Origin of the sequence: Flagellimonas algicola (assembly GCF_005937185.1) — a bacterium.
GTDB classification, from domain to species: Bacteria; Bacteroidota; Bacteroidia; order Flavobacteriales; family Flavobacteriaceae; genus Flagellimonas; species Flagellimonas algicola.
Map to the genome: position 1 here is coordinate 1,443,174 of NZ_VCNI01000002.1, position 24,813 is coordinate 1,467,986.

Annotated in this window: 22 protein-coding genes; 11 read left to right on the top strand and 11 right to left on the bottom strand. The window is 40.0% G+C overall.

The features are described 5' to 3' along the window. Positions 1-38 precede the first annotated feature (38 nt). On the top strand, positions 39-893 hold the full coding sequence (locus FGG15_RS15390; RefSeq protein ID WP_138837815.1) for an NHL repeat-containing protein: 855 nt from the start codon (positions 39-41) through the stop codon (positions 891-893). Positions 894-896: 3 nt separating this feature from the next. On the opposite strand, the gene FGG15_RS15395 is transcribed toward FGG15_RS15390, so the two are convergent. The 3 genes from FGG15_RS15395 to FGG15_RS15405 all read right to left on the bottom strand — a co-directional run bounded on the left by FGG15_RS15395 (position 897) and on the right by FGG15_RS15405 (position 2,677). Beyond that, positions 897-1,772, bottom strand: coding sequence for a phosphatase PAP2 family protein (locus tag FGG15_RS15395; protein ID WP_138837817.1), 876 nt, complete (start codon positions 1,770-1,772; stop codon positions 897-899). Between the two features lie 100 nt (positions 1,773-1,872). Next, positions 1,873-2,196, bottom strand: coding sequence for an ArsR/SmtB family transcription factor (locus FGG15_RS15400; protein WP_138837819.1), 324 nt, complete (start codon positions 2,194-2,196; stop codon positions 1,873-1,875). Between the two features lie 37 nt (positions 2,197-2,233). Continuing rightward, the gene (locus FGG15_RS15405; RefSeq protein WP_138837821.1) at positions 2,234-2,677 is read right to left on the bottom strand and encodes a hypothetical protein; all 444 of its coding nucleotides are present in this window, start codon (positions 2,675-2,677) and stop codon (positions 2,234-2,236) included. A gap of 245 nt (positions 2,678-2,922) precedes the next feature. Between FGG15_RS15405 and FGG15_RS15410 the strand changes: the two genes are divergently transcribed. The 3 genes from FGG15_RS15410 (at position 2,923) to FGG15_RS15420 (ending at position 4,507) form a co-directional block, all read left to right on the top strand. Further along, a complete protein-coding gene (locus FGG15_RS15410) occupies positions 2,923-3,162 on the top strand; it encodes a helix-turn-helix domain-containing protein (protein WP_138837823.1) in 240 nt (79 codons plus the stop codon). Between the two features lie 38 nt (positions 3,163-3,200). Next, positions 3,201-3,440 carry a helix-turn-helix domain-containing protein gene (locus tag FGG15_RS15415; protein ID WP_138837825.1) on the top strand — a complete coding sequence of 80 codons (240 nt, stop codon included), beginning with the start codon at positions 3,201-3,203 and terminating at the stop codon, positions 3,438-3,440. A gap of 116 nt (positions 3,441-3,556) precedes the next feature. Next, positions 3,557-4,507 (top strand): bifunctional helix-turn-helix transcriptional regulator/GNAT family N-acetyltransferase, encoded by a 951-nt coding sequence (locus FGG15_RS15420; protein WP_138837827.1) that lies wholly within the window; start codon positions 3,557-3,559, stop codon positions 4,505-4,507. A 96-nt stretch (positions 4,508-4,603) separates the two neighbouring features. Here FGG15_RS15420 and FGG15_RS15425 read toward each other — a convergent pair whose 3' ends face one another. Next, a complete protein-coding gene (locus FGG15_RS15425; protein ID WP_138837829.1) occupies positions 4,604-6,115 on the bottom strand; it encodes a M20/M25/M40 family metallo-hydrolase in 1,512 nt (503 codons plus the stop codon). A 230-nt stretch (positions 6,116-6,345) separates the two neighbouring features. Between FGG15_RS15425 and FGG15_RS15430 the strand changes: the two genes are divergently transcribed. The 6 genes from FGG15_RS15430 (at position 6,346) to FGG15_RS15455 (ending at position 14,967) form a co-directional block, all read left to right on the top strand. Further along, complete coding sequence (locus tag FGG15_RS15430; protein WP_138837831.1) at positions 6,346-6,996, top strand: YdeI/OmpD-associated family protein; 651 nt, start codon at positions 6,346-6,348, stop codon at positions 6,994-6,996. 8 nt (positions 6,997-7,004) lie between these two features. After that, positions 7,005-7,571, top strand: coding sequence for a dihydrofolate reductase family protein (locus tag FGG15_RS15435; RefSeq protein ID WP_138837833.1), 567 nt, complete (start codon positions 7,005-7,007; stop codon positions 7,569-7,571). 210 nt (positions 7,572-7,781) lie between these two features. Continuing rightward, positions 7,782-8,285, top strand: a complete 504-nt coding sequence (locus FGG15_RS15440) for a nuclear transport factor 2 family protein (protein ID WP_138837835.1) — start codon at positions 7,782-7,784, stop codon at positions 8,283-8,285. Between the two features lie 72 nt (positions 8,286-8,357). Continuing rightward, on the top strand, positions 8,358-10,286 hold the full coding sequence (locus FGG15_RS15445) for a S9 family peptidase (RefSeq protein ID WP_138837837.1): 1,929 nt from the start codon (positions 8,358-8,360) through the stop codon (positions 10,284-10,286). Positions 10,287-11,150: 864 nt separating this feature from the next. Beyond that, positions 11,151-12,977 carry a transglutaminase-like domain-containing protein gene (locus tag FGG15_RS15450; RefSeq protein WP_138837839.1) on the top strand — a complete coding sequence of 609 codons (1,827 nt, stop codon included), beginning with the start codon at positions 11,151-11,153 and terminating at the stop codon, positions 12,975-12,977. Next, positions 12,949-14,967, top strand: a complete 2,019-nt coding sequence (locus tag FGG15_RS15455) for a DUF3857 domain-containing protein (RefSeq protein ID WP_138837841.1) — start codon at positions 12,949-12,951, stop codon at positions 14,965-14,967. Before FGG15_RS15450 ends, FGG15_RS15455 begins: the two co-directional genes overlap by 29 nt. Positions 14,968-15,033: 66 nt before the next feature. Here FGG15_RS15455 and FGG15_RS15460 read toward each other — a convergent pair whose 3' ends face one another. From FGG15_RS15460 to FGG15_RS20220, 3 genes are all read right to left on the bottom strand, one after another. Next, a complete protein-coding gene (locus FGG15_RS15460; protein WP_138837843.1) occupies positions 15,034-15,429 on the bottom strand; it encodes a VOC family protein in 396 nt (131 codons plus the stop codon). Then, on the bottom strand, positions 15,426-15,653 hold the full coding sequence (locus tag FGG15_RS15465; RefSeq protein ID WP_138837845.1) for a hypothetical protein: 228 nt from the start codon (positions 15,651-15,653) through the stop codon (positions 15,426-15,428). The genes FGG15_RS15460 and FGG15_RS15465 overlap by 4 nt, the downstream gene beginning before the upstream one ends. A 69-nt stretch (positions 15,654-15,722) precedes the next feature. Then, positions 15,723-16,448, bottom strand: a complete 726-nt coding sequence (locus FGG15_RS20220) for a DUF6090 family protein (RefSeq protein ID WP_138837847.1) — start codon at positions 16,446-16,448, stop codon at positions 15,723-15,725. A 241-nt stretch (positions 16,449-16,689) separates the two neighbouring features. On the opposite strand from FGG15_RS20220, the gene FGG15_RS15475 reads away from it, so the two are divergent. After that, the gene (locus FGG15_RS15475) at positions 16,690-17,241 is read left to right on the top strand and encodes a hypothetical protein (RefSeq protein ID WP_138837849.1); all 552 of its coding nucleotides are present in this window, start codon (positions 16,690-16,692) and stop codon (positions 17,239-17,241) included. 20 nt (positions 17,242-17,261) lie between these two features. Here FGG15_RS15475 and FGG15_RS15480 read toward each other — a convergent pair whose 3' ends face one another. Genes FGG15_RS15480 through FGG15_RS15495 form a run of 4 tightly spaced genes read right to left on the bottom strand, consistent with a single transcriptional unit; the run spans position 17,262 to position 24,472 of the window. Continuing rightward, complete coding sequence (locus tag FGG15_RS15480) at positions 17,262-18,806, bottom strand: hybrid sensor histidine kinase/response regulator (protein ID WP_138837851.1); 1,545 nt, start codon at positions 18,804-18,806, stop codon at positions 17,262-17,264. Between the two features lie 2 nt (positions 18,807-18,808). Beyond that, positions 18,809-19,414: a chemotaxis protein CheB gene (locus tag FGG15_RS15485; protein ID WP_138837853.1), complete on the bottom strand. Its 606-nt coding sequence runs from the start codon at positions 19,412-19,414 to the stop codon at positions 18,809-18,811. Then, on the bottom strand, positions 19,380-20,207 hold the full coding sequence (locus FGG15_RS15490; protein ID WP_138837855.1) for a CheR family methyltransferase: 828 nt from the start codon (positions 20,205-20,207) through the stop codon (positions 19,380-19,382). The genes FGG15_RS15485 and FGG15_RS15490 overlap by 35 nt, the downstream gene beginning before the upstream one ends. Then, positions 20,207-24,472: a response regulator gene (locus FGG15_RS15495; RefSeq protein WP_138837857.1), complete on the bottom strand. Its 4,266-nt coding sequence runs from the start codon at positions 24,470-24,472 to the stop codon at positions 20,207-20,209. Before FGG15_RS15495 ends, FGG15_RS15490 begins: the two co-directional genes overlap by 1 nt. Positions 24,473-24,813 lie beyond the last annotated feature (341 nt).

Sequence of the window (24,813 nt, forward strand, 5' to 3'; positions counted from 1 at the left end):
TTATGTTAATTTTAAAGCGAATCAAAAAGTTTCATCGGATGAGGTTAAAGCAATTTTTGATGGTATGTTCCTTTTGTGCAGTCTTTGGTGGATTTGCGCAAGACGAAAGTTATCCAACCGAAAAATGGGGTGAGGATGTGGGCTTGATCAAACCCGAAAGCGTGGTCTTTGATGCTGGGAATGAATGTTGGTATGTCTCCAACGGACAACAGTTTGCTCCGGGAACGGATGGTTTTATTTCCAAGTTTAACAAAGACGGGCAACTGGAAGAGCTCAAATGGGTGAGCGATTTAAGCCGACCTACGGGAATGGCTATCCATAACAACCAACTTTGGGTGGCCGATGTAAACCAACTTAAGGTTATCGATATTGCTGCGGGAAAAGTGGTAAAAAGCTACTCGGAACCCATTAAAAATTCAGGATTAAATGACGTGGCCATCAATTCACGAGGTGAGGTCTATGTCACTGCTTCCTTTATCCATTCGGTGTTCAAGGTAGACGGGGATTCCCTGAAGCCTTGGGTCCAAGACGAAGAACAATTGCAATGGGCCAATGGCATTTATGCCCTAGATCAGGAAGTTTTGGTGGGGGGAACCCACTTGGCTAGCATCGATATAAAAACGAAAGCCCTCCGGAAAATAGAAACAAATCCTCCCATTGTTGATATGGATGGATTATGGCCCGATGGTCTCGGAGGTTATTTCCTAAGCACGGTGGAAGGTACTGCCCTTTGGCATTTGGATGCCCAGGGAAAATCCACGCGCTTGGATCAAGGGGGCGACTATTTTGGCGACCTTCAGTATGTAAAGGAAACCGCCACCCTGTATGTTCCAAGGGGAAACCATGCAGCGCAGCGGTACTATTTAGAGGTGGTTACTTTAGATAATCCCTAGCCTTTATTTCCACTCGGCCTTGGCCTTGGCAAGATCTTCCCTGAAAACAGGGTTGTCCCACATGGACACCAACATACGATGTGCCAACACCCTTGCAGCTTCCTCGTCACTGGGATAATGGATGCCCATGATTTCACGCGATTCGCCTACTTCGTAAGCCAAGTCCAAAAATTCGGCTCTCTTGTTCGGAATCAGCTCGCTCCATGTAAAGGCCTGGATATAGGCCCATAAAGTGTGCCCGCTCGCAAAGGAAGGGGTGCGCATGCGCGCCAAGGGCTGTAAATGGGATTCTAAATGGTAGGGGCGGGCGCGGCGCAGGTGATATTTTACGGTAAACTCCATTATGCGCATATCCTTGGTTACGCCTTGCAATAACTTGGCGGTATGTGGATAGTTTTCCGGGTTGCAACTTTCACCCATTACGGCACGGCCTTCATAAAAAAGGTCTTCCATATTGGAATTGTACCGTTCATGGTTTTTGAGTACGGCGATGTGCGGCCAATAACCAATAGGAGCCAGGAAATTAACGGAGCGATCTACTTGGGCTTGACTTCGTTTTTTCTGCCAGTCCAACAGAAAATCCAGTTCGGCGCGGGTCTGATCCGAAGAGTTGGCCGGGTACTGCACGCTCTTTTTAAGGGTTTCTACTTGGACGGAAGAGAGGTAGGCCGGGGCGGCCATGGTATAGATCAAACTACCGCTGCTGTATTCCGATGCCGGAAAGCTGATCTCGTCCAGCTTTGCACGTTCAGGGTTGGGTTTGCTGCTCAGTTTTTGCAAGGTTTTGTAGTGTGCCTTTACAGGCTCTAGGGGTGCAATTTGCCCCCAGCTAAGAGTTAAGCCCAACAAGGCCAAAAAGAGTGTCGTTTTTTGAATCATGGAATAGGTTTTTAGTTATAAATCGTTAATAAGCGATAAACGAATTTAACCAAAACACCGAAACAAATATGGGATTTAACAGCAAATTAATAGTTGGGAATTACAGTTTTAGGAAACCACGAAACTCGTCCAGTAGCGGTTTGTTCAAGGTATAAAAGGTGAACTTTTCATGGCTCTCTGTAAGGAAAAGGCCGGCCTCTTTAAGGATCTTTACGTGTTGGGAAATGGTGCTCTGAGAATAATCGAACATTTGCACCAGATCTTTGTTACAGGTAACATTGTCAACCCCTTCGCCACAGTTTTTGGTGCTGAGGTAGCGTACCAGCGCCACACGGAACGGATGCGCCAAGGCATTGGCCACCACGGCGGTTTTGCGATCCGTATCGTTAATGTATTTGCTGGTAATCTCTGCCCTGATCCTCATCTGTATCGTTTACTGCAAATATACAATATTGTTAGGGCTATTCTTCCGGGATGATGTACGGGACAAAGAACCGTTCCAGATGGTGGATATGGGTGTAGGTCTGGGAAACAAAGACACAGTGTTTGGGATTTCGGGAATGAATACGGAAGGAAAGGGTAAGTTGGTCTACGTCCATATGCAGGTGGCCTTGATCTAAAGGACTGGGAAGGTGTAGCATGCTGCCCAGATAAAATTCCTGCTGCATGGGCGGGGTAAACCCAAAGTCAAAATTAAAGATCAAATTGTCTACCACTACCATTTGGGGATTCCCTTTACGGGGTCTTTTGTTGATAACGATGCGGCTATTTTGTTTGTACACTTGGTTTAGTGGCCTGTGGACAAGGCTGTTCAAAACGGTATGGGAGCCAAAGGTTATTTCCAACGAAGCATGGGGGCTTTTATGTAGAAAGTCATGAATGGTGGGCAGGACGGACTTTTGCATAGTAGGTTTGGAATTCTCAGTTCTCAGTTCTCAGTTCTCAGTTCTCAGTCTTCAGTTGACAGCTAACAGTTGACAGTCAACAGTTTTGGGATTTGGGTTTTGGAATTTGACCACGGACTTTCGACTTTATGGCGAGGTTGGATTGTTGGATTATTAGTTTTTGGGGTGATAGCAAGGTAAGAAAAATATGCAATATAACACCAAATGGTGCTTTTATTCGATTAATGGAATGAACAATTTGCCTTATGCCAAAAAATCTATCCAAAGAAGAAGAACAATATCTTTTAAAATTTGGCGCCAATCTCAGGCGACTGCGCGACGAGCGTGGAATGACCCAAGCTGATCTGGTTTATGAAGCTGGAGTTCATGGAAATATGGTTGGCAGGATAGAAAGAGGAGAGCGGGCAGCGAATATTCTTCAGTTGGAAAAAATAGCCAAGGCATTGGAATTGGAGATATCGGAGCTTTTTGAATTTGTGGAGTAATGTGAGTCACCAGTTGAAAACTGGCGGTAACTGGAGATATGGCAAAAAAACTTTCCCAAGACGAAAAGGAATTTCTTAAGACACTAGGGGAACGGATTAGGAAAATCCGAAAAAGTCAAAACTTAACCCAGCAGGATTTAGGTTTTCAAGCACAAGTCCATGACAATCTCGTTGGAAGAGTAGAACGAGGAGAAATGGGGACTAACGTTTTGAATCTTTACAAATTAGCGAAAGTTTTAAATGTCGATTTGAATGAGTTTTTGGAGGCTAGAGATTGATAAAAATACCACCAGTTGCAAACCGGCGATAGCCACGGAGGATAGTGTTTTGAAGAATAATTTGAATTTATGAAACACCTTTCATACTTTTGCGAAAGTACTTTTATAAATTACATATGACCGATGTTTTAAATGAATTAGGATTTCTTGCAGGCGCTTCCAGATTTCGAAGAATAAGTGAAAAACTGCAACAAGATGGCGATAAGATTTATTCAGACGCTAATATTCACTTCAAGGCAAGTTGGTTTTCCGTTTATTACGTTTTAGCAAAATCAGATTCCCCACAAACTATACTTGAAATTTCCAATCAAATTGACTTTTCTCATATTACGGTAAAGAATATTTTACGTGAACTAAAAAGAGAAGAGCTAGTGAGTATTAAACCTAATCCTAACGATAAACGCTCAAAATTAGTTGAACTAACTACAAAAGGGAAAGAGCTACAAAAGGAACTTGAACCTCTATGGCTTTCGTTTTCAAATACTCTCAAAGACCTTTTCTCTATCGGGCATCCAGATATGATCAACATTTTGAATAGACTTGATTGGGAGATTAATCATAAACCAATAAATGAGCGTATCCATCAACCCAAGGGCGAATTTGTTAAAATCATTGACTATAAACCCAGCCTAAAAAAATACTTCTATGAATTGGCAGGGCCTTGGCTATTGGGCGTTTTGAATGGTGAATTGGAAGAAGATGACAAATTCACTTTGAACAATCCAGACAAAGCCTATTTGGAAAATGGGGGGTTTCTTTTTTATGCAAAGTTAAAAGATGAAATAGTTGGTTGTGTCGCCCTAAAGCGATTAGATGATGACACTTTTGAATTTGCTAAGCTATTCATTGATCCAAACCATAGAAAACTTGGAATAGGAACCAAACTGATAGAACGTTGCATAAGTCGCTGTTTAGAAAATGATGCTAAAGAATTGTGGTTACAAACCACGATAAGTATGCCACAGGCACACAAATTATACTACAAGCTTGGTTTTAATGATAAATTGTCACCACCTCAAATGGATGTATTGGCAAGAACAGAAAAAGTTATGTGTCTTTCATTATGATTCCCTCTACTTCTGCAAGATCATCTAGTCAAGCTAGGTGCAAGCACTTCTTGTGGTGCTACCCTAACAAATACCTTCCCAATCAGAGGGCAAGAATCACAACGCCTCGGTTAAAAAAGCAATCATGGCTTTTACGCCATTCCGGTAATTTCCCAATCTCAGGTTTTCGTTTGGGCTATGTTGGTTATTGTCGCTATTAACCGTAGTTACAAGCACCGCAGGAATACCCAAAGTAGTCACAAAAGGCGAAATAGGAATGGATCCACCACCCATTCTTATCCGTATGGGGTCCACCGCATATGCTCTATTATAGGCCCTTTGGAGCCACTGGCCCACTTCTGTATTAAAATCGGTTTGAAAAGAATGGTAAAACACTTTATGGGTAAATGTGGCTATCTTGTCATACTTCATTCGTTCCGCATCCGTAGGTTCTTTGCCAATAACATAATAGCCTTGCGCTTCTATGTGTTTTTGTACTAATCCAATAAGGCGTTGCGGGTCGGATCCCTGAACCAGCCTCATATCCAATTCTGCTATGGCCTGGCTGGGGACAATAGTTCTGGTCTGCTCCCGTACCCATCCAGATTCCATTCCCAGAATATTGAGTGATGGGTATTGGATGGCCTCTTGGTAGTAGCTCCCAACTTTGTCGGGCTTAACTATTTTGAGCCTGTTTTTAATCTTTGTCTCATCATCCGGGACGGATTTCAGTATTTTTTCCGTCGCCTCATCAATATGGACACCGTCATAAAACCCAGGAATGGTAACCCTCCCGTCATCGTCTTTCATAGAAGCCAGCAACTTGGATAAGCGTAAGGCGGGATTGGGCGCATAATTTCCATAATGGCCACTGTGTTGCGGTACTATTGGGCCATAGGTGGTCAATTGCATTTGTGCAATCCCCCGCGCTCCAAACACGAGGGTGGGTTTGTTGGAATTATGGACCGGCCCATCAAGGATGATCAACATGTCTGCACGTAGTAAGTCCGAGTTGTCTTTTACCGCTTTCGGAAGGTGCGGAGAACCTAATTCCTCCTCAAAATCCATGATCACCTTCATATTGAAATTAGGTTCAATATTTAGGGATTCAATCGCATCCAAAGCGGCTAGAAACATGGCAACAGGTCCTTTGGCATCTGATGCAGCGCGGGCAAATACCCTCCAGTCATCCTCGTAGTTCTCTATGTTCTCCCAAGGGATTTGTTCCCAATCGCCTTTTTCATTTTGTTGCTTCAATACCGGAACCCAAGGGCTTTCCTGAAACCATTTTGTGCTATCAACAGGCTGGCCGTCCAGCTGCAGATAAATTAGGACGGTCTTTTGGGCTGATTTTGCTTTTCGTTCTGCCAGCAGAAGCGGCACATAGTCGGTCTTGATCCTAGTAGTGGTAAAGTTTCTACTTTGAAAAGCATTTTCGCACCATTGCACATTCAATTCAATGTCTTCCGGATAATTGGCGTCTGAGGGTATAGAGAGCAATTCCCTATACATGGGAAAAGAAGCTTTTGTGAATTTGGAAGCAAGTTCTTCCAGTTCTGTTGATTCCAATTGTTGCGAAAACAATCCGTTTACGCTAAAAAATGCCAATACCAATAGCAATTTCCTCATGACTTTTCCTTTGAAGCTAAAAGTAAAGATTTTTAGTTCGCTAAAAGGTTTTAGGTAAAACCTAAATGACCAGATTATGGTGAGGCCGTACAGGTTCTCGATACATCCCGAATTTTATTAGGGACACTCGAACTGACGTTTTGGTGGTATACAAAGTTTACTTTGATTAATTTGGTTGGATACACAACACCAGTTTTAAACAAGCGACAGCACTTGGTAATCGGAATTAGATGAATAAATCTGTTGACAATTATTTTATAGCAGGATGTGGACGTTGTCCTCTTGGAGGCACTCCTGATTGCAAGGTAAATACTTGGATTATGGAGTTGGAACTGTTGAGAAAAATTGTCCTTGACTGTGGATTGACTGAAGAATCTAAATGGGGGTCACCATGCTATACATTTCAGAATAAGAACGTCCTTTTGGTAAGCGCCTTAAAAGAGTATTGCTGTATCAGCTTTTTCAAAGGTTCTTTATTAAGTGATAGTAAAAATCTGTTAAAGAAACCTGGTCCAAATTCACAAGCTGCAAGGCTTTTTAAGTTTAAGGGCATTGATGAAATTCAAAGGATTGAAAGTGAGATAAAAGCGTACATCTTTGAAGCAATTGAGGTTGAAAAATCCGGATTAACTGTTACTTTTAAAAAGAACCCTGAACCTATTCCTATGGAATTGGAGTCCAAATTTGAGGAAGACCCAGTTTTGAAAACCGCTTTCGAGGCCCTAACTCCTGGAAGACAGAGAGGATATATCCTTTATTTTATGCAACCCAAACAGGAAAAGACAAGGATTTCCAGGATTGAAAAATGTGTTCCTATGATATTGTCTGGCATAGGCTTGCACGATAAGTATAGGGCCATAAAAAATAATAACCAACCCTAAGAAATTATATGCGAAAACTGAAATTACAGATGCAAGTTTCCTTGGACGGATTTAATTCAACTGGTCTGAATGATGAGCAGCAATGGGTTACATGGGCTTGGGATGAAATTAAGCAATATGTCTTGGAAATTGCCAACTCTGCTGACACTGAAATTATAGGGAGAAAATTAGCGGTTGATTATATTCCATATTGGCTCCATACATTGACAAAACCAAACGACCCAATGTATGAATTGGCCAAAATTAAGGCCAAACAAAAGAAAATTGTTTTCTCAAGGACACTGAAAAAGTTAGAGCTGGAAAATACAATACTTGAAAAAGGGAACTTAAGAGAACAAGTAACCAAAATGAAAAATCAAAATGGCAAAGACATTGTGGTATATGGAGGTAGCTCATTTGTCTCAAATTTGATAGAGGAAAGTCTTATAGACGAATTTCATTTATTTGTTAATCCCATTGCTCTGGGCAGAGGCATTCCCATTTTTAACAAGTTGGATGATTGGCAACAATTTAAATTGATTAGGTCAATTAGTTTTAAAAGCGGAATCGTTCTGCTTCATTATAAAACAAAATAGAATCACAACTACCTACAACCTTAAAGCGCAAACCCCTGCTCTCCCGCAAGATCACTTAGTTAAGCTAGGTGCGAGTACATCTTGTGGTTTGCTAAGTATATGATAAGATGCAACTACCTAATAAAACTGGTGGTAGAATGAGATTCACTTGTCCTAAGACTAAACCTTTTAACCGCTCCAACGTCTAAGAATAAACTTGAACCAAAAATCATGAAGCAATTTTTAATATTTCTAACAGCTTTTTGCTGTTTTTCTTGTGAACACGCAACAAACGAAAATCAGGAAAACAAAGTGGTAAGTGTTGTAAAAAAGATGAACAAGGCACTTGCAACACATGATCTAGACAGCCTAGTGGCTTGCTACTCCGAGGATATGGATTGGGAAAACTCCTTTGGATGGACCATAAGGGAAAAGGTAATGCTCAAAACCTACTTTGGAGATTGGCTTTTCCTCAGGTATCCTGAGCTTGATAATGCTAGACTTCGGTTAAAATTTAAGGTGGATCAAATTAACAAAACCACGGCCTGGGTTGATGTACTTCAAGAGATCTATTCCGAGGATTTGAGTATGGTGGTACGAAGGTACCGGCAATCACATTTCCTGATTCATAAAAATGGTACCTGGCTTATCAAAAAATCAAGGCTTTGGTTCCCCACTCCCAATGATGATCCACCTATAGCTTTTTTAAGCTCTCCAAGTCTTTTTGAGAAATAGGCGTGGTTAAATCTACTTTGTTTAACTTGCTGATACAAGGCTAAAATAATTGGAGTTTAGCCTTGCAAGGAGATGGCCAAATTCATTATCCAATCTTTTTTTCTTTGGGCAGTTCCCATGTTGTTTAGCCCAATCGTTGTTTTTTCGCAGTTAACGGTTGAAGAACATTTGGGCATGGAAAATCTGAACAGTCCAAAAGTTTATGGGTCAAAAATCCTATATGCCCAAACAACAAAGGACCGTTGGGACGGAAGAACCACTTCCTCCATTCTTCTTTCCAATACCGATGGAAAGAACAAGGTGAGACTTACCGAGAACGAATACGATTATGACCCCAAATGGTCTCCCAATGGGGATTTTATCTCATTTATTTCGTACAGGAACAACCTTCAACAGGTTTATGTGATTCCTCGAAATGGCGGAGAACCGAAAAAAGCATCTGATGCCCAGGCCTATATATCCAATCATCAATGGTTGGACAATGAAACCATTGCATATGTGGATGATGAACCTCGGGATAGCATCTTGGTCGCCAAAGAAAAGGCCAATGGTGGTGGGTATCTGGTTGGCACGGAGTTCTATACCAACGCACTTTGGAGCTTTAACATCAATTCTGGGAAAAAGGAAAAGATTACGGATGGATCCTACCGAATTGTCGAATTTGATATATCCAATGATTCCAGATATTTGGCCATAATTGGTGCAAAGAACTATGATGCCTATGAATCCATTGTACATAGCTGGGTTGAGGTTATTAATCTTCAATCCGGAAAGTCTGTATACAAATTTGACAAGGCCAACGCATTAAATACACCCAAGTTTTCACCAGATGGCACTAGAATTTCATTTGTTGGAAGCACACAAGGGTATGCCTCCAATGATGGACTTTTTATGGTGGATCTAAAGAATTTGGAGACCAAAAATCTGGCGTATGATTTTGATCCCACCATTCAAAAAACCGAATGGTTAGATGACAACTCCATCTGTTTTTCCACTCCCCGAAGTGGATATGTTGGAATTTACAAAGTGAGCCGTAAAGACAAGATCAGCTCCATAGTAGACCCTTATTGGGTGATTTATGATTTCCAATTGGGAGAGGATATTTTATTTACTGCTTCAAGAGGGTCTAAAACCAATCAACTGTATAAACTAGGACTTGGAGAAAATCCTGAACACGCCCTGGCTTTGACCCATCTCAATTCGGATTTGGCTCCAAAAATTAAAACTACTAGTGAGGTGATTGATTATGGGAGCAAAGACGGAACACAAGTTCAAGGCATAATTACCTACCCTATCAACTACGATAAATCCAAGACATATCCGCTTATGGTAATCCCGCACGGAGGGCCAGATGCATTGGTAATGGACGATTTTAATTGGATGGGACAGTATTTTGCAGATAACGGCTATGTGGTGTTTCAACCCAATTTTAGGGGAAGTATTGGATATGGCAGGGATTTTTATGCAGGAAATAGAAATGCCTTTGGCCATGCGGATTTAGAGGATATCTTGGCAGGTGTTGAAAGATTGATTGCATTGGGCATAGCGGATAGGGACAGACTGGTAATTGGGGGGTGGAGCTATGGCGGTTATATGGCGAATTGGGCGATTACGCAGACCGATATGTTCAAGGCTTCCATTAGTGTGGCCGGGGTTTCCAATTTAGTCAGCCTTTACGGGCAACATGAGTTTAGCAACCGGGAAATTGGGATATGGGAGTATAAGGCATTGCCAATAGATAACATAGACAACTATAGAAAAGCTTCACCCATATTTTTCGTTAAAAATGTAAAGACACCGCTCCTAATTTTACATGGAGCCAACGATAGTAGAAGTCCAACCCTTCAAGCTTGGGAAATGTACCGTGCCATGAAAGATGCAGGTAAAGAAGTTGAAATGATGATTTACCCAAGAGCGGGACATAGTATTGGAAATCCCGTGCAATTTAAAAGCGTCCTACACAATTGGCTAGGTTGGGCGGATCGACACATCGGAAGGTAGTAATCAAATTTAGTCTGCTGATGTTCTGAATACCAATCAGTTAAATCCGAATATTTTACTTACAACCATAGCATCCTTGTACACCCATATTTTACATAATTCAGGAACTGTGTGATAAATTATGCAGCTAATGAGGAATAATACTACAAATTCCGTATATTGATAAATCAACCCTAGAACACATGAACCATCTTAAAAACCAAATATACGGATCTGTAGGAATCCTTGTATTGGCAGCCCTACTTGTATTGTTGATCTTGTTTAAAGAAGGCTTTTGGGCTTAATACAATGTTCACTTCAAATGATTAACCATTAGGGTAGAATTGGATTGCCCACAAGACTAATGGTTTTCCAACCTAGCGCAGCTTGGCAAGGGCAGGAGTACTATAGCAAGTTTAAGTTCTATGTACTCTCCAACCCTAACGGGAAATCTGTTTTACCAAATATCAAATTCAAATAGGATTTTTTAACCTCCTTGATTGACATATTGCCCTTTGTCAAAAAACCATTCCACGGCCCTCCGATTCACGCTGGTATCCGACTCACATGGAAATGTCTCGCAAAGGTATGATGTATTAATCCGTTACACCCTTTTTATGATTACATCGATAAAATTAGCAGGATATGGGTTAAAATATAAAAAGATGATTGGCTACTTTAGTTTTAAGCATTCCCGTAAAATAGGTATAGGAATTTTCGTTAAAAATCAGTCGTTAGGAAATTAAGTGAATTTGGAGGCAAAATGAAAAATGTTATTTACTTTCAAAGTACTTAAGCTTGTGGTTCTAACTTTTTTTATGCTATATGAACAAAAAAGCTGGAATACTAAATTTTTCTAATGCCATTAATTAATCTATTGAATTTTTGAAAAACCTTATTGTCAAATCCCTTTTCCTTTTGGTTGTGGTGACGCTATCTACAAGGGCTACAGGACAGGAAGTACTTATTGGAAAAAGAACAGAGAATATTGCCATCAGGAAGGACAGTTCTTTTGTGAAACATGTTGAAGTTTTCATCAAGGAGCATGACGAGACTGGCATTTATCCCATTTTTTACGATGCAGAATTGGAAACCATATATGATATTCAAGTCCATTCCAGAAAAGGCAGGCACTTTAAACCTGCAAAAAAACCACTTGTGTTGGAAGACGATGTGGAGCTTGAATATATAGCAAGTAAAAAAGTCAAATCTGTTTTTATCCCACCAGGTGTTGAATCCAAAATCACCTATACAATTGCTTGTGAGGAACTCATGTATTTTTCTGATTTGCCATTTTTCTCGAACAGTGCGATAGATACATTACAATATCAGATTGAAGTACCTAAAACTTTTCGCTTTGCTCAAAGTATAATCCACGGTGACTCCTTAGACTTCATTGAAATTGATTCGGTTCAAGCAATGAATTACATGAAATGGAATATCAAAGCTGTTCCCGTTAGAACGGAACCCGATCCGTTGGCATTTTTTGGGATTTACAAGAACAAGAAGGCTCCATTAATGAGGACCATAGTGGTTCCTGCTGCCTATGAGAACAGGGAAGTAGATTATATGAACGATTGGTACTTTGGAAAGCTTGAAGACAAAAGAGGCTTAAATTTTCTGGCTAAAAACAAGGTGGATGAGTTGACCAATGGAATTTCCAATCCTAGGCAAATCATGGAAACCCTATACGATTATGTTAGGGAAAACTATAAATATGTGGCCGTGGAAATTGGGATGGGGGCCTTTATTCCTACCCATGCAAACGACGTTTACTTGAACAAGGAAGGGGATTGCAAAGATTTGTCAAATCTGCTTTCAGAAGCACTTAACTACAAAGGTATAAAAAGCAATGTGGCATTGGCCGCAACCTATAGTCATATAAGTGACTGCGATTTTCCTTCTTTAAGCTCGGCCAATCATGTAGTTTGCTTGGCGTATTTTGATGATGAGACCGTAATATTGGATCCTACGGATCCAATTCACATTCCAGATACTCCAGTTCAGAGTATACAAAATCGGTCAATTTTGATAGTTGATGCAAAGGGAGGGACTCTTCAAAAAGTAAGCGGTTTTACTCCCGATCAAAACTTAATCTCGTATCAGATTGATTTAAAAGTTGAACCCGATCAATTGTCCATGAGCGGGGATTTTGAGGCAAATTATAAGGGGATTTCCGGAAATTTTTTACGTCGGATAATTAGGCATTTAGGTAAGAACAAGGAAAATACGATTAACAAGAAGCATTATGAATCCGTATTTAACAATCAAACCGTTTCTCAGCTTGAATTGACCGATGAGGCCGGTATTCTGACTACGGAGGGAGTTTTGGTAGTGAACGGCAAATTATTCAATGATAGTGGGGAGCGAATTCTGTTCCTTGACTTTTTACCCCGGCTTTTTGAAACACAGGAACGAGATGCCTTGTTGGAAGGAATTCATCTTGGCAGCAATTTTAGTAAAAAAGTAACATTGCGAATTGAAATGGATGGTCATTTCGAGACATTTGAACCAATTGAACATACCGTTGACAATGAAGGACTTTTATTACGTCTTAAAATTAACGCTCCCGCAGATAATATTATCGAGTGCCATTATGAGTTTACTTCGGACTACTATAACACCGGAAAGGAAAATATTGGATTTATAAACAACACTTTAGAATCATTTAAAAAAATAATAAATGACCCCATTATTCTTAAGAAAAGCTAAACAACTAATACCTTTTTTACTGCTTTCTTTTAGTTCTGGCATCTTTGCCCATGATAGCATACCTAAGTTTGATTTTGCTAAACATTGTAAAAATGCTGACGCTTATTTGTTGTATTCCTTTACGGACGTCACCTACGATAAAACCTGGTCTGGTTATACAAAATATACATCGGTAAACAATAAATTGGTAGTAAACAATTCAAACGGGGTTGACCAATTTGCTTATCTCAATTTGTCTGAATATGTCTCCAACAATTTGTATGAGATCGAAGTGAAAACCTTAAAAGCCAGTGGAATTGTAATAGAGTTGGATTCTAGTCAAGTCTTTCAGCGAAAATCCGGATTTAAAAGATTTGGGGCAATTAACTATCCAATACCAGGTGTTGAACCTGGCGATACCATTGAAACTAAATATGTATATTCTGAAAGGCCATCTTTCCGCCAGATGACTGATTTTGTTAACCTTTACACTAATGTGCCCAGTTTAAAATCTGAGTACTCCATAAAGTCCAGTTCTAACTTGGCGGTTAGATATAAAGGGTACAACGATTTTCCTGAACCAGAGATTGTCGCCAATGATTCGTTGATTTATTGTGTTTTCAGTATGGAAAAAATTAAGGGATTGCACCAAAATGAAAACACATGTTTACCATGCGAATTGCCCTATATGTATTATTCAATGGAAAAGGAAGAAGATGAACCAAGAAGCTGGAAGGATGTTTACAACCAAGAGTTTAATGTGGTTACTCAACCCATTGCCTTTGATGCCCAAAATGCTTCTTATTACGGTAGATGGAAGAGGGGTGTTATTGGGGAGGCGAAGGACAGTAGTAAGTACCATAAGTTTAAACTTTTACACCAAGATATCATGGAAAATATGCAGATGGAAGCACCTAAAAAAAGTGAACTTTTAAAGTCCAGTGGCTATTTTTTAAAAGAAAAACGAATGAATCCGCTAAGTGTTAGAAGGCTATACAGGCGTATGTTGGAAGACCTTGAAATTGACTATTGGGCCGTGTTTGCTAGAAGCAAAAGAACAGGACCCATTGACCCATATTACATTAGAAAAGGGGAGTTCGACCATGTTTTTTTTGCTTATAAGGGAGATGGCGAAGAGTTGAACTTTCTCTATCCGCATGATAATTATAACCGCTATCAGATAAATGAGATACCTACCTCAATTTATAATTCTGGAGCAATAATTACGAAACCCGTTCTAACAAGAAAAATTAAGAAAAGCGATAAGTTCATCAAGAGAAACCTTGAATTAGCTGAAGTGGATTCTGTTGAGGTAAGAGGAATCAAATTACCGGGAACAAGGGTACATCAGAATTATGTGAAGCAAATTTATTATAGCACGGTTGATCTTGAAGAGAAAACAATCCCAACTAAATATAGGTTTTCCGTATCTGGAGGAATGCACACGGATTTGAAGAGTTTTTTTGGAATGCTAAACCAAGATGAGGAAGTTAGCACTTATTATGATGCCAAGGATGAATATGAGGGGAATGAAGATATCATAGCAATTGATACCATTTCTGAGGCCAAGTTAAAACAGGAAAAACCTTTCGGATATACGATCAATGCCCAAGGAACCTTGAAACAAGGAGTGTCCTTTTTAAATGATAGCATGGCAAGCATCTCTCTGGATAAACTGATTGTTCACAACCAAATTGAAAGTGATCAAGGGACGACAGATTTGAGCTACTACTTGGATTATTGTTTTACGGATTATATCATGATGATATTTAAATTTCCTATCGATATTGATGTATTGGATATTGATAGTTATAATCTTGATTTTAAAAATGATTTTGGAGAGTACTATTTCAACTTAAAGATGGTTGGGTCAAATCAGATCACTATTCAATCCAACTATAAAATTACCAAGGATAAAATCCCGACAAACAAATACGATGCCCTGAAAGAATTAAACGAATTCGTAAAAAATATTAAAAACAGGCGTATTGTAGTAAAGCTCAAAAAATAATGATGCCCTATTGAAGGATTTCAAGCTTAACCCAGCCTTAGACCTTGGTTAAATTTATTTTGCACTTCACAGATTATCCTGTTTATCCTTGATTCTCCAAGGAGGATTTAATCTATTTTCTCCACCATAAAACAAGATCAATTGATTGCCGTCGGGATCCTTTAACCGGGCTTCCCTCCAAAGCCAACGTTGATCCGCAGGCTTTGAGTCAAAATTTATGCCTTTTTGGATCAAACCATCAACATAGGCATCCAAATCTTTGCACTCAAAATATACATAAATCCCATCGCCAGTAGGTAATTGTTCTGTCTGGTGAATGGAGAAGGTGGAGTTTCCATCCGGACATTCAAATCTTGCGTAGTGGGGCAAGGCTTCCACTATCAGTTTTAGTCCCAAAGTCTCATAAAACGGAACGGACTTGGATAAATCCAAGGAAGGAACGGTAATTTGGTTTAAGTTCATAGGGCCGTGAAGTTATTATTTCGTTTTTTCGCCTCCAAGAATCCTTTCAGGTTTTCCTTAATCAGGTAGTCCCAAGCTGCTATATCAATTTCTCTATGGAATTCTGGGATATAGTAAAGAAATGGCTCAAGAGCCGTATAGGATAGCTTAGGATTTGTCTTTGAGTTTTCCTCTTCTAACTCAAAAGTTTGTTCTACCACAACAGGCATTTCAATCTTATTCATGAATATGTTTTTTATGATTGAATAGACCTAAAACTAGGCAAGCAAGTCAGCTTTGTGGATTAAAGTTCTTCATTTGGAATCAAGTCTAGCATTGATTGCCGCCCTAATCTGTTCACCGCCTTCTTGAAATTGCTCAATGGTAGGAACATAATTCTCATATAGAAGACTATACCTAAAGGCGCATAAATTTTTGAACTCTACATCCGTTAGCATATAGTTTTTGAACTTTTCGTCTTTATTATTTTTCATTATTTGGGCATACCAATCTTGATTCTTCCATAGGTCATTCGTTTTAATGAGATCATCAATAATTAGATTTTCCACCTTACCCGCAAAAAAAAGGGAACTAGCGTAAAAGTTAATGATCCTAAAGGATAAAGAATCGTTCATGCTAACTGATTGGTCTTCAAAATTGCGAAGTAAGTCATAACCTCTTTGTTCAATACTCAATACCCTAACATCGGTCAATATTGAAAAGATCAGTTCATTTTCTTCAATATCTTTTAGCGTTAATGAGTCATGTAAAATTTTCTCAAAAGTGTTTTTCCTGTCCTGGATGAAATTAAGCACCATGGCCACTTCAGAAGAATCCTTTTTTATATCTTCAACTACAGTTTTATAAATATTACCCTTGATTTTCTCATGTTGCCGTGATTCATTCCAATTGTTGATACTAAGTGCGATTAAAATACCAATGACTACAAGGGCAATTTCACCTAGGGCGTATGTAAGGTATTTGGTGGTTTTGCTTTCTTCGAGCAGATTTTGACGAATACGTCTAAAAAATTTAATCATATTTCTAGTTGATGATTAGGAAGTTTAGAATCTTATAAAAGCATTGACGTTCTAGGTTTAATGGTGCATACCGAAGATACACATAAGAATTAATAACCATAAGGATTTTACTGACGGGGAGAGTTGACCAAACCTATGTTAAAATGAAATAAATCGTACCCCAGTGGGTTTATACCACGATTGATATCCGAGCAGCCTTATTTTTGCTAAATTGTTGATTGGATATAAACCAAGTGATAATATGGCCATCAAAATCGAGTGGAATTCGGAGCGAATACTAAGCCTAACGGCCATGGTCATTAGTTTTATAACCCTCATTATTTTCATTTACCAGACCAATTTAATGAGTCGACAAAATTACTTGTCCATCTTACCGTATCTATCCCTGTCAATTTCCAACAGTTCTGCGGATGATCAGTATAGTCTTTCGTTGGAAAATTATGGTGTTGGTCCGGCCATTTTGGAAAGTGTAACCATAAAGCATAAGGGAGCGTCTTTTGACTTGGCAGATTTTGATAATGAAGTACTCACTTTTCTAAAAAGTAGAATGCCAGAATTGGATAGCATAAAAGCTATTTCTTACTCAACTTTGGATAAAGGGATGGCCATCCCGGTCAATTCCTCTTACAACATCGTGGAAGTCAAAAACTCTAGGAAAGATTATCTACTCTTACGAAACAGTTTGAACCATTTGTTGGAAGAAGGCTTGTATTTTGAAATCATTTATAGATCCATACAAAATGAACGCTGGAGGATTACCAATGATACAGAGGGCCCGGAAAAACTGGATTGACTAAAGCAATCAACGTGGGTTTAAGAGGCACGCTGCTCGTTAACTTGGGAAATTAGGTGTTTCAGCATATTTTCCACGGGGGGTTTTTCATAGACTCCATCAATTCCCGACTTTTTGGAAAGTGCCTGGACTTCATCGTTTATGAATCCTGTTAGACCAAAAATTGGGATTTCAATACCCTTATTTCGAATTTCTTTGGCCAGGTCATAACCACTAATTCCTGGCATGTTGATGTCCGTAAATATTAAATCCGGATTTATCGCCTCTACCTGATCAAGCAAAGCCTCCCCATCTTCGAGCATGGTAATGTTCCCGCCAATTTTACTGAATACGACTTCGGAAAGGGTTCGCATCAAGATATCATCATCAACCACCACAATGTTCAGTTGTTCATCCTTTGAAGGTAATTCTTGCTCCACAAATTGATTGGAAATTGGCTTTAAGGTTCCCAACTCCCGGATGGGAAGCTCGATGGTAAAGCAGGAGCCCACACCTACCTCACTGGTTACCGTTATTTCCGCCTTATGGGCGTCCACAATCTTCTTGACGATCATAAGCCCCAGTCCAGTACTTTTTTCACCAGCGGTGGATTTCACCGAGGTTTTGGCAAACGGATCGAACAAAGTGATAATTTCTTTTTTCGGAATACCTTGCCCTTCATCCTTGAGGGAAATCAACAGATGATCATCTTTTTGTTGGGCATTCATATGGATGGAGGTGCCTTCATGCGAAAACTTGATGGCGTTGGTAATCAGGTTGTTGAAGACCTGGTTCATCTTGTTTCGGTCAAAAGCGGTTTGAAGTCCATTTACTTGAATATCGCCAATGAGACTGATTTTCTTTTTGTTGGCAAAAACTTGGTTAAATTGGATGCTGCTTTCCAGAAAGGACCCTACATCCACCATTTCTTCTTCCAGATCAATGTTTCCTGATTCAATTTTACTAATATCCAAAAACTCATTGACCAGGTTTTGTGCAAATTTGGTGGAAACAAAAATGTTTTCCAGTTCTTGGATTTTGGCACGGTCCTTTAGAACAGGCTCCAATTCGTTTAGAAGGGATTTGGAATAAAATTCAATAATGGCCAATGGATTCCGAATATCATGGGCGGCAATTCCCAAGAACTTGTTTTTTAGCTTGTTCAGCGCATCCAGTTCCTGATATTGGTGTTCCAGGGTTCTTTTTTGATTGTAGAGGGTAACAAAAATGTCAACTTTGGCCGCCACAATTTCTGGGTCAAGCGGCTTGTATAAATAGTCCACCGCACCTTCGGAATATCCTTTGATCACATATTGTTTCTCTTTGTTGATGGCAGTGGCAAAAATGACCGGCACGTTTTGGGTGTTCTTCTTACTCCTGAAAATTTCCACGAATTCAAAACCGTTCATTTCTGGCATTTGGACATCGGTGATGACCAATGCAAATTCATGCTTTCGTGCCAATTTTAAAGCTTCATTTCCGCTTGTGGCCGAAATGATCTCTCGGTCCTCCTTTTCAATAATCTGTTCCAGGGAATATAAATTTTCCACTAGATCATCTACGATAAGAATTTTTGCTTTGTCCATTTTTAAAAGTATTTGGCGGCTGTTTTATAAAGTTCTTTGGTGGTTACAATGTGGTCTACCTTGTCCAAGCTATCAATAACTGCACTTGGCATTGTTTTGGCAAAGGCCTCTGTTGGATTTTGCACAATAATTTTTCCATTTCTGCGGGATACACATTTAGCACCATCCGCACCATCAGAATTGGCACCGCTCACAATAATGGCGATCAATCGATCCTTAAGATTATATGAAAATGATTCTAGGGATACATCCGCCGAAGGTCTGGAGAACATTACTTTTTCACTGAGGTCCAGACTCAAGGTCATGTCCTTTTCCAGCATACAGTGATATCCTGCAGGGGCTATATAAATGACCCCTTTTTCCAAAGGGACGCCATGTTCAATTGCTTTGACCATTACATTAAGTTTTTCATTCAAATACCTGACCAGCAAATCCCGTGTCCCGGTTTTTCTGTGCAGGATCACTACTAAAGCGGCCCTTAGGTTTTTTTGGCTCACATTCATTAAGAACTTTTCCAACACCTCAATGGCGCCGGTAGAACCGCAAAAAAGTACCACCTTGATAGTGCTGTGGCTATCTTTTTTTTCTATAGATCTTGAGTTTGCCATTTACAATTTCCAGTTCATTTAAAACCGTTGAAAAAACTGCGCTCTCCTTCACTCCCAAGATTAAATAACCACGGGGTACAAGACTATCAATGAACAGGCGCAACACTTTGTTTTGCTGCGCTGTGGTCAGATAGATAAAAACATTGCGACACATGATCATATGCATTTGGTTGAAGGAGGTACCATTGATTAGGTTGTGCTTGGTAAATACCATATTCTTTCCCAATTCCCTGTTCATTTTTGCCTTGCCGTAGTTGGCTACATAATAATCCGAGAGAGACATCGCTCCTCCAGATCTTATGTAATTGGCGGAATAGTCCTTCATTTCCTTTAGCTCATAAATTCCCTTTTTAGCTTGGGCCAGCACTTCAGAATTAATGTCCGTACAATACTGGACTGTTCTTCTCAGTAGTCCATGTTCCTTTAGTAATATGGCAAGACTTAGGGGTTCTTGCCCTGTTGAGCATCCCGCATGCCAGATGTTGATCCTGGGATAGGTTTCCAGTACACTAAAAACTTCGTCCTTTAGGAATTTGAACACTTCAAAATCCCTGAACATTTCCGTAGTGTTAACAGAGATTTCGTTCAGTAATTCTTCATCACTCAATTGCTGATTGGCCAGGTAGTATTTGAAAGCCGTAAAGGAATCGCAGGATTTTAGTTGCATTAGACGCAAGACCCGCCTCCGTAACGATTCCAAAGCATAGCCCGAAAAATCGATGCCATAAAGCTTGTCGGATAATTGTATAAAATCATCCAGTTCGTTTTCTGAAATTTCTAGGAGCGCTTCCATTAATTGTATAACCAAACCCTTAATAGGGACATTAGTTTTTCTACATCCAAGGGCTTGGACATATAGTCACTTACCCCTGCTTCCAGACATTTTTCACGGTCTCCTTTCATGGCCTTGGCGGTCAATGCAATAATAGGAAGCTTGGTGTGCCCCATTCCCCGAATTTTTTTGGTTGCCTCATACCCGTCCATGACCGGCATCATAATATCCATAAGCACAGCATCAAATTCGCCGTTCTTTACTTCTTCCACTGCTTCCGCGCCATTGGTGGCTATGGTTACTACAACCTCTGCATCTTCCAAAACTGTTTCCAGGGCGTAGATGTTTCTCATGTCATCATCCACAATGAGAATCCTTTTTCCTTTTATGATGTCTTCTGATCCAAATTCCTTGGGAGGCAAGACTTGATAATCGGTTTGGGTGGCGTTCAGCATGTTCATGAAGAGTTCGGTTTCTTCAGAAAGACGGTCATAGGATTTAGTAGTCTTCAGTACTACCGAGGTGTCCTTGTGGCGCTCAATCTGCTTCAGTTCTTTTTTGGTCAGTTCGCGACCGGTAAATACGATTACTGGAACCTCTTTTTTCTGCATTTTAAGCTCACTTAATAGTTCAATGCCATCTATATCAGGCAAGCCAAGGTCCAAAACAACCAAATCGGGATGCTCACTTTTGAACAACTTTCGGGCATCCTTGGCATTTTTCGCGGCAATGGCGTCCAATCGTTTGCTTTTGATCATTTCCTGTAGCGCTTGATTGTTCAATTCATCATCTTCAATGATCAGTACTTTTTTAACATCATTGGTTGAAATGGATTCTGAAATAAGGGAAAAGGTTTGCTCCAGGGTATCCAGCGCAATGGGCTTCACCAAATATTCCACAGCTCCCATTTCCAGACCAAGTTTGGTTTTATCAATACCGGAAATAACATGTACGGGGATATGGGCGTTTTCTTTGCTGGCTTTTAGTTTTTTCAGTACCGTCCAGCCATCCATTACAGGTAACTGCATATCTAGGATTATGGCCTTTGGGTTGTATACCTCCACATGTTGTAGAGCCTTGTCGCCTTGATCGGTGACCACTACTTTGAAACCATTCTCTCTAGCTTGATCTAGAAGTACCTTGGCAAATTGAAGGTCATCTTCCACAACCAAAATAGTGTTATCGCCCTCTTGAAGCTGATCACGATCATCGGCGATAACGGCTTCCAACTTTTTCCCCAAAGCTTTTTTCTTGTTGCCCGAGGCGGTTTTTTCATCCATTTCTGGGGTTTCCAAAACCTTGGAGTCTTCTTGTTCAGTTGATTGTTCTTCGGGTTCCTTGTTCTCAGCGGTTGCCTGTTGAACTACTTCCGAACAGTCGAAGGGAAGGAACAGTGTGAAAGTAGAACCTTTGCCAACTTCACTTTCCACAAAGATTTCTCCGCCCAAAAGCTTTACCAATTCTTTGGAAATACTTAAACCTAGGCCGGTACCTCCATATTTTCTTTGTGTAGTGCCATCCTCTTGTACAAATGCTTCAAAAACTGACCCCAATTTTTCTTTCGCGATTCCAATACCGGTATCTGTCACAGAAATTTGCAATACCTGTTCTTGCTTTAAAAGGGAAGGACTGGTGAACTTTGGAAGTGTTCTGCTCTTTTTGAAGTCTAGGGTTACGGTACCATTCTCTTCAGTAAATTTGAAGGCATTGCTTAGTAAATTCTTGATAACTTGATTTAGCCTTTGTTTATCTGTGGTAAAGGTTTCCGGAAGGGATTTGTCTATGTTTAGCACAAAATCAACCCCTTTGTCCTGTGCTATGGCTACAAAGGTTTTTTTGCTGTCCTCTGCATACCTTATAATATCTTCTGATTCAATTTCCAACTCAATTTTACCGGATTCCACTTTGGCCAGATCCAATACCTCATTGATCAAGCTAAGTAGATCTTCTCCAGATTTATTGATGATTTGGGCAAATTCAATTTGTTTTTCGGTGAGGTTCTCTGTTTTGTTGTCTTGTAGCAATTTGGATAGAATGATGACGCTATTGAGAGGTGTCCTAAGCTCGTGGGACATATTGGCCAAAAACTCAGATTTGTATCGACCACTTTTTTCAAGCTCCTCCGATTTGAGGACCAATGCCGCTTGAGCCTGTTCCAGGGCCGCATTTTTTTCAACTGTATACAGATGTTGTTCTTCCAGTTGTTGTGCCTTTTCCTCCAATAACACATTGGCTTTTTCCAATTCTTCCTGCTGTTGCCTCAATTCTTCTTCCGAAGCTTGCAACTGGTTGGCCTGTTTGGTAAGTTCTTCATTGGAAACCCGTAATTCTTCTTCTTGGGCCTCTACAATCTCTTTTTGTTTTTGAACTTCGAACTGAATCTTCTTTTGTTCCGTGATGTCAACAGCTATTTTAAGGACTTTATACGGCTGACCCTCCACGTCTAGAATGGGGTTATACGACCCCTGAATCCAAACGGTTTTGTTATCTTTTCCTCGACGTTCAAATTCACCTTGTTTAAACTCCCCTTGCTTCAGTTCTTTCCAGAACCCCTGGTACTCTCTGGATTTGGAATAGGTATTGCCCACAAACATTTTGTGGTGTTTCCCTTGGATATCATCCAAAGTGTAACCCATTAGATTAAGGAACAGATCGTTGGCAGAAAGTACATGTCCGTCCAAATCAAACTCAATGGCCGCATTGGAACGATTGATAGCGGAAATTTGATTGTTGATCTCTATGGAGAGTTCATCCGTTTTTATTTGTTGCTCTTTTTGTTTGGTGATGTCCACCGCAACTTTTAGCACTTTATAGGGCTCACCCTCCACATCAAATATGGGATTGTAGGAGCCTTGTATCCAAACAGATTGCTTTTCTCTTCCCCAACGTTCGAATTCTCCTTGTTTAAATTCACCTTTTTTGAGTTCTTTCCAAAACGTTTTGTATTCTTTGGATTTGGCATATTCAGCTTCCACGAATATTTCGTGGTGTTTGCCTTTTATCTCATCCAAACTATAGCCCATAAGGTCCAGGAAAAGGGAATTGGCCGTAAGAATGTTTCCGTCAAGATCAAATTCGATGGCCGCATTGGAACGATTGATAGCGGATATTTGATTGTTGATTTCAATGGACAGTTCCTCGGTTTTGGCTCTTTCAACCACTCCTTTGATAATGATTCCAATGGAAGAACAGATTTCCTTTACGAACTCCTGTTGCACCTCACTGAAACTACCTATGGTTCCAAACTCCATTACCCCAATAATCTCGCTGTTGTGTTTTATTGGAATTATGGTTATTTCGTTCGGGATGGACTTACCGGAACTAGAGTTAACCTCTATATAGTTTTCTGGAATGTCCTTTATGGTTATTGGTTCTCCCTCAAAGGCACATTGGCCTACCAGACCTTCGCCAAATTTTAAGGTTTCGGGAAGTCCCTTGGTATTTTTAAAAGCGTAGCTTCCATATAGTTTCAATTCGTCCGAATCACAGTCAAAAAGACCCTGGTTTAGATAAAAGGTACCCACGGAAGCTTCCAGAAGTTTGCTAATTACCCCGCTCAAGATGGCTGTAAGTGCATCAATGTCCTGAACTCCCTTGGTTACGTCATATACTTTTGAAATGGCTGTTTTGATCCAATGCTGTTTTTCAATTTCCTGGGTTCTTTTTTCAATCTCTTCCTGTTGTCGGGTTTCTTCGGATAGATCCCGCATAATACCTGCTAGGGTAAACTGGGCCCCAATCTGGATTTCCGCAATTGAAACATTGACGTTAAACAGTGTACCGTCCTTTTTTCTGGCCAATACCCTTTGATCCTTACCAATTAGCTGAGCATTTTTAGTATTCTTGCTGCATTCAGTAGTGTCATTCGCATTATGGACAAAATCGTCCGAGAGCAAAAAGTCGATGTGCTTTCCTTTAATTTCCTTCTCCGTATATTGAAATAGGGATTCTGCAGCAGGGTTGAACGACTGTATAACCTGATTGCCATCCATAGTGAAGATGCACTCGGCGGCAGTTTTGATTATGGCCCTATTTTGAGCAAAATGCGAACTATCCCTTGCTGTTTTTTTTAGGTTTCTATACACCAGGACACTTGAAACCAATAGTAAGGAAGTTAGGCCAACAATCAGCAACCAGTATACGGGCAAGGATTTACTATCAAAACTTGATACCAGCCAGGTTAGTAGCATTGAAGATAATAGCATGGCCACGAATAGCACAGCTGTCGATTTAAATGTATTGGTAAACGTATCTTTTACCTTTTCCCTTATAATAGTTGCATTCATACGAATTATAAATAAAAACTACAATCAATGTAAGTCTTTACCTACAACGTATTTTTTGAACCATTTGTATGCAATGACTTGAAAGTTTTTGGATAATGAGGTAATCTTTCTGAAGATACGGCACTAATATCTAGAACTTATGACCTGGGAAACCGTGATTGAAGAGCACGGGTGAAATTTGAAAAAAAGCACAAAAAAAGCACCCTTCTTCAAGAGTGCTTTCTGTATTTAATGGGTTGTGTTACTTCCAGTTATTCCTTCAACAGGTTCAGGACAGGCCTCGATTCATTTTGTTGCACAAAAAAAGCACCCTTCTTCAAGAGTGCTTTCTGTATCTACCA

Excerpts from the sequence above, each read along its gene's own strand:
- FGG15_RS15405 (WP_138837821.1), bottom strand. The coding sequence starts at position 2,677 with ATGCAAAAGTCCGTCCTGCCCACCATTCATGACTTTCTACATAAAAGC.
- FGG15_RS15465 (WP_138837845.1), bottom strand. The coding sequence starts at position 15,653 with ATGAATAAGATTGAAATGCCTGTTGTGGTAGAACAAACTTTTGAGTTA.
- FGG15_RS15475 (WP_138837849.1), top strand. The coding sequence starts at position 16,690 with ATGGCCATCAAAATCGAGTGGAATTCGGAGCGAATACTAAGCCTAACG.
- FGG15_RS15455 (WP_138837841.1), top strand. The coding sequence starts at position 12,949 with ATGACCCCATTATTCTTAAGAAAAGCTAAACAACTAATACCTTTTTTA.
- FGG15_RS15395 (WP_138837817.1), bottom strand. The coding sequence starts at position 1,772 with ATGATTCAAAAAACGACACTCTTTTTGGCCTTGTTGGGCTTAACTCTT.
- FGG15_RS15490 (WP_138837855.1), bottom strand. The coding sequence starts at position 20,207 with ATGGAAGCGCTCCTAGAAATTTCAGAAAACGAACTGGATGATTTTATA.
- FGG15_RS15435 (WP_138837833.1), top strand. The coding sequence starts at position 7,005 with ATGCGAAAACTGAAATTACAGATGCAAGTTTCCTTGGACGGATTTAAT.
- FGG15_RS15440 (WP_138837835.1), top strand. The coding sequence starts at position 7,782 with ATGAAGCAATTTTTAATATTTCTAACAGCTTTTTGCTGTTTTTCTTGT.
- FGG15_RS15420 (WP_138837827.1), top strand. The coding sequence starts at position 3,557 with ATGACCGATGTTTTAAATGAATTAGGATTTCTTGCAGGCGCTTCCAGA.
- FGG15_RS20220 (WP_138837847.1), bottom strand. The coding sequence starts at position 16,448 with ATGATTAAATTTTTTAGACGTATTCGTCAAAATCTGCTCGAAGAAAGC.
- FGG15_RS15480 (WP_138837851.1), bottom strand. The coding sequence starts at position 18,806 with ATGGACAAAGCAAAAATTCTTATCGTAGATGATCTAGTGGAAAATTTA.
- FGG15_RS15445 (WP_138837837.1), top strand. The coding sequence starts at position 8,358 with ATGGCCAAATTCATTATCCAATCTTTTTTTCTTTGGGCAGTTCCCATG.
- FGG15_RS15460 (WP_138837843.1), bottom strand. The coding sequence starts at position 15,429 with ATGAACTTAAACCAAATTACCGTTCCTTCCTTGGATTTATCCAAGTCC.
- FGG15_RS15410 (WP_138837823.1), top strand. The coding sequence starts at position 2,923 with ATGCCAAAAAATCTATCCAAAGAAGAAGAACAATATCTTTTAAAATTT.
- FGG15_RS15425 (WP_138837829.1), bottom strand. The coding sequence starts at position 6,115 with ATGAGGAAATTGCTATTGGTATTGGCATTTTTTAGCGTAAACGGATTG.
- FGG15_RS15485 (WP_138837853.1), bottom strand. The coding sequence starts at position 19,414 with ATGGCAAACTCAAGATCTATAGAAAAAAAAGATAGCCACAGCACTATC.
- FGG15_RS15390 (WP_138837815.1), top strand. The coding sequence starts at position 39 with ATGAGGTTAAAGCAATTTTTGATGGTATGTTCCTTTTGTGCAGTCTTT.
- FGG15_RS15495 (WP_138837857.1), bottom strand. The coding sequence starts at position 24,472 with ATGAATGCAACTATTATAAGGGAAAAGGTAAAAGATACGTTTACCAAT.
- FGG15_RS15400 (WP_138837819.1), bottom strand. The coding sequence starts at position 2,196 with ATGAGGATCAGGGCAGAGATTACCAGCAAATACATTAACGATACGGAT.
- FGG15_RS15430 (WP_138837831.1), top strand. The coding sequence starts at position 6,346 with ATGAATAAATCTGTTGACAATTATTTTATAGCAGGATGTGGACGTTGT.
- FGG15_RS15415 (WP_138837825.1), top strand. The coding sequence starts at position 3,201 with ATGGCAAAAAAACTTTCCCAAGACGAAAAGGAATTTCTTAAGACACTA.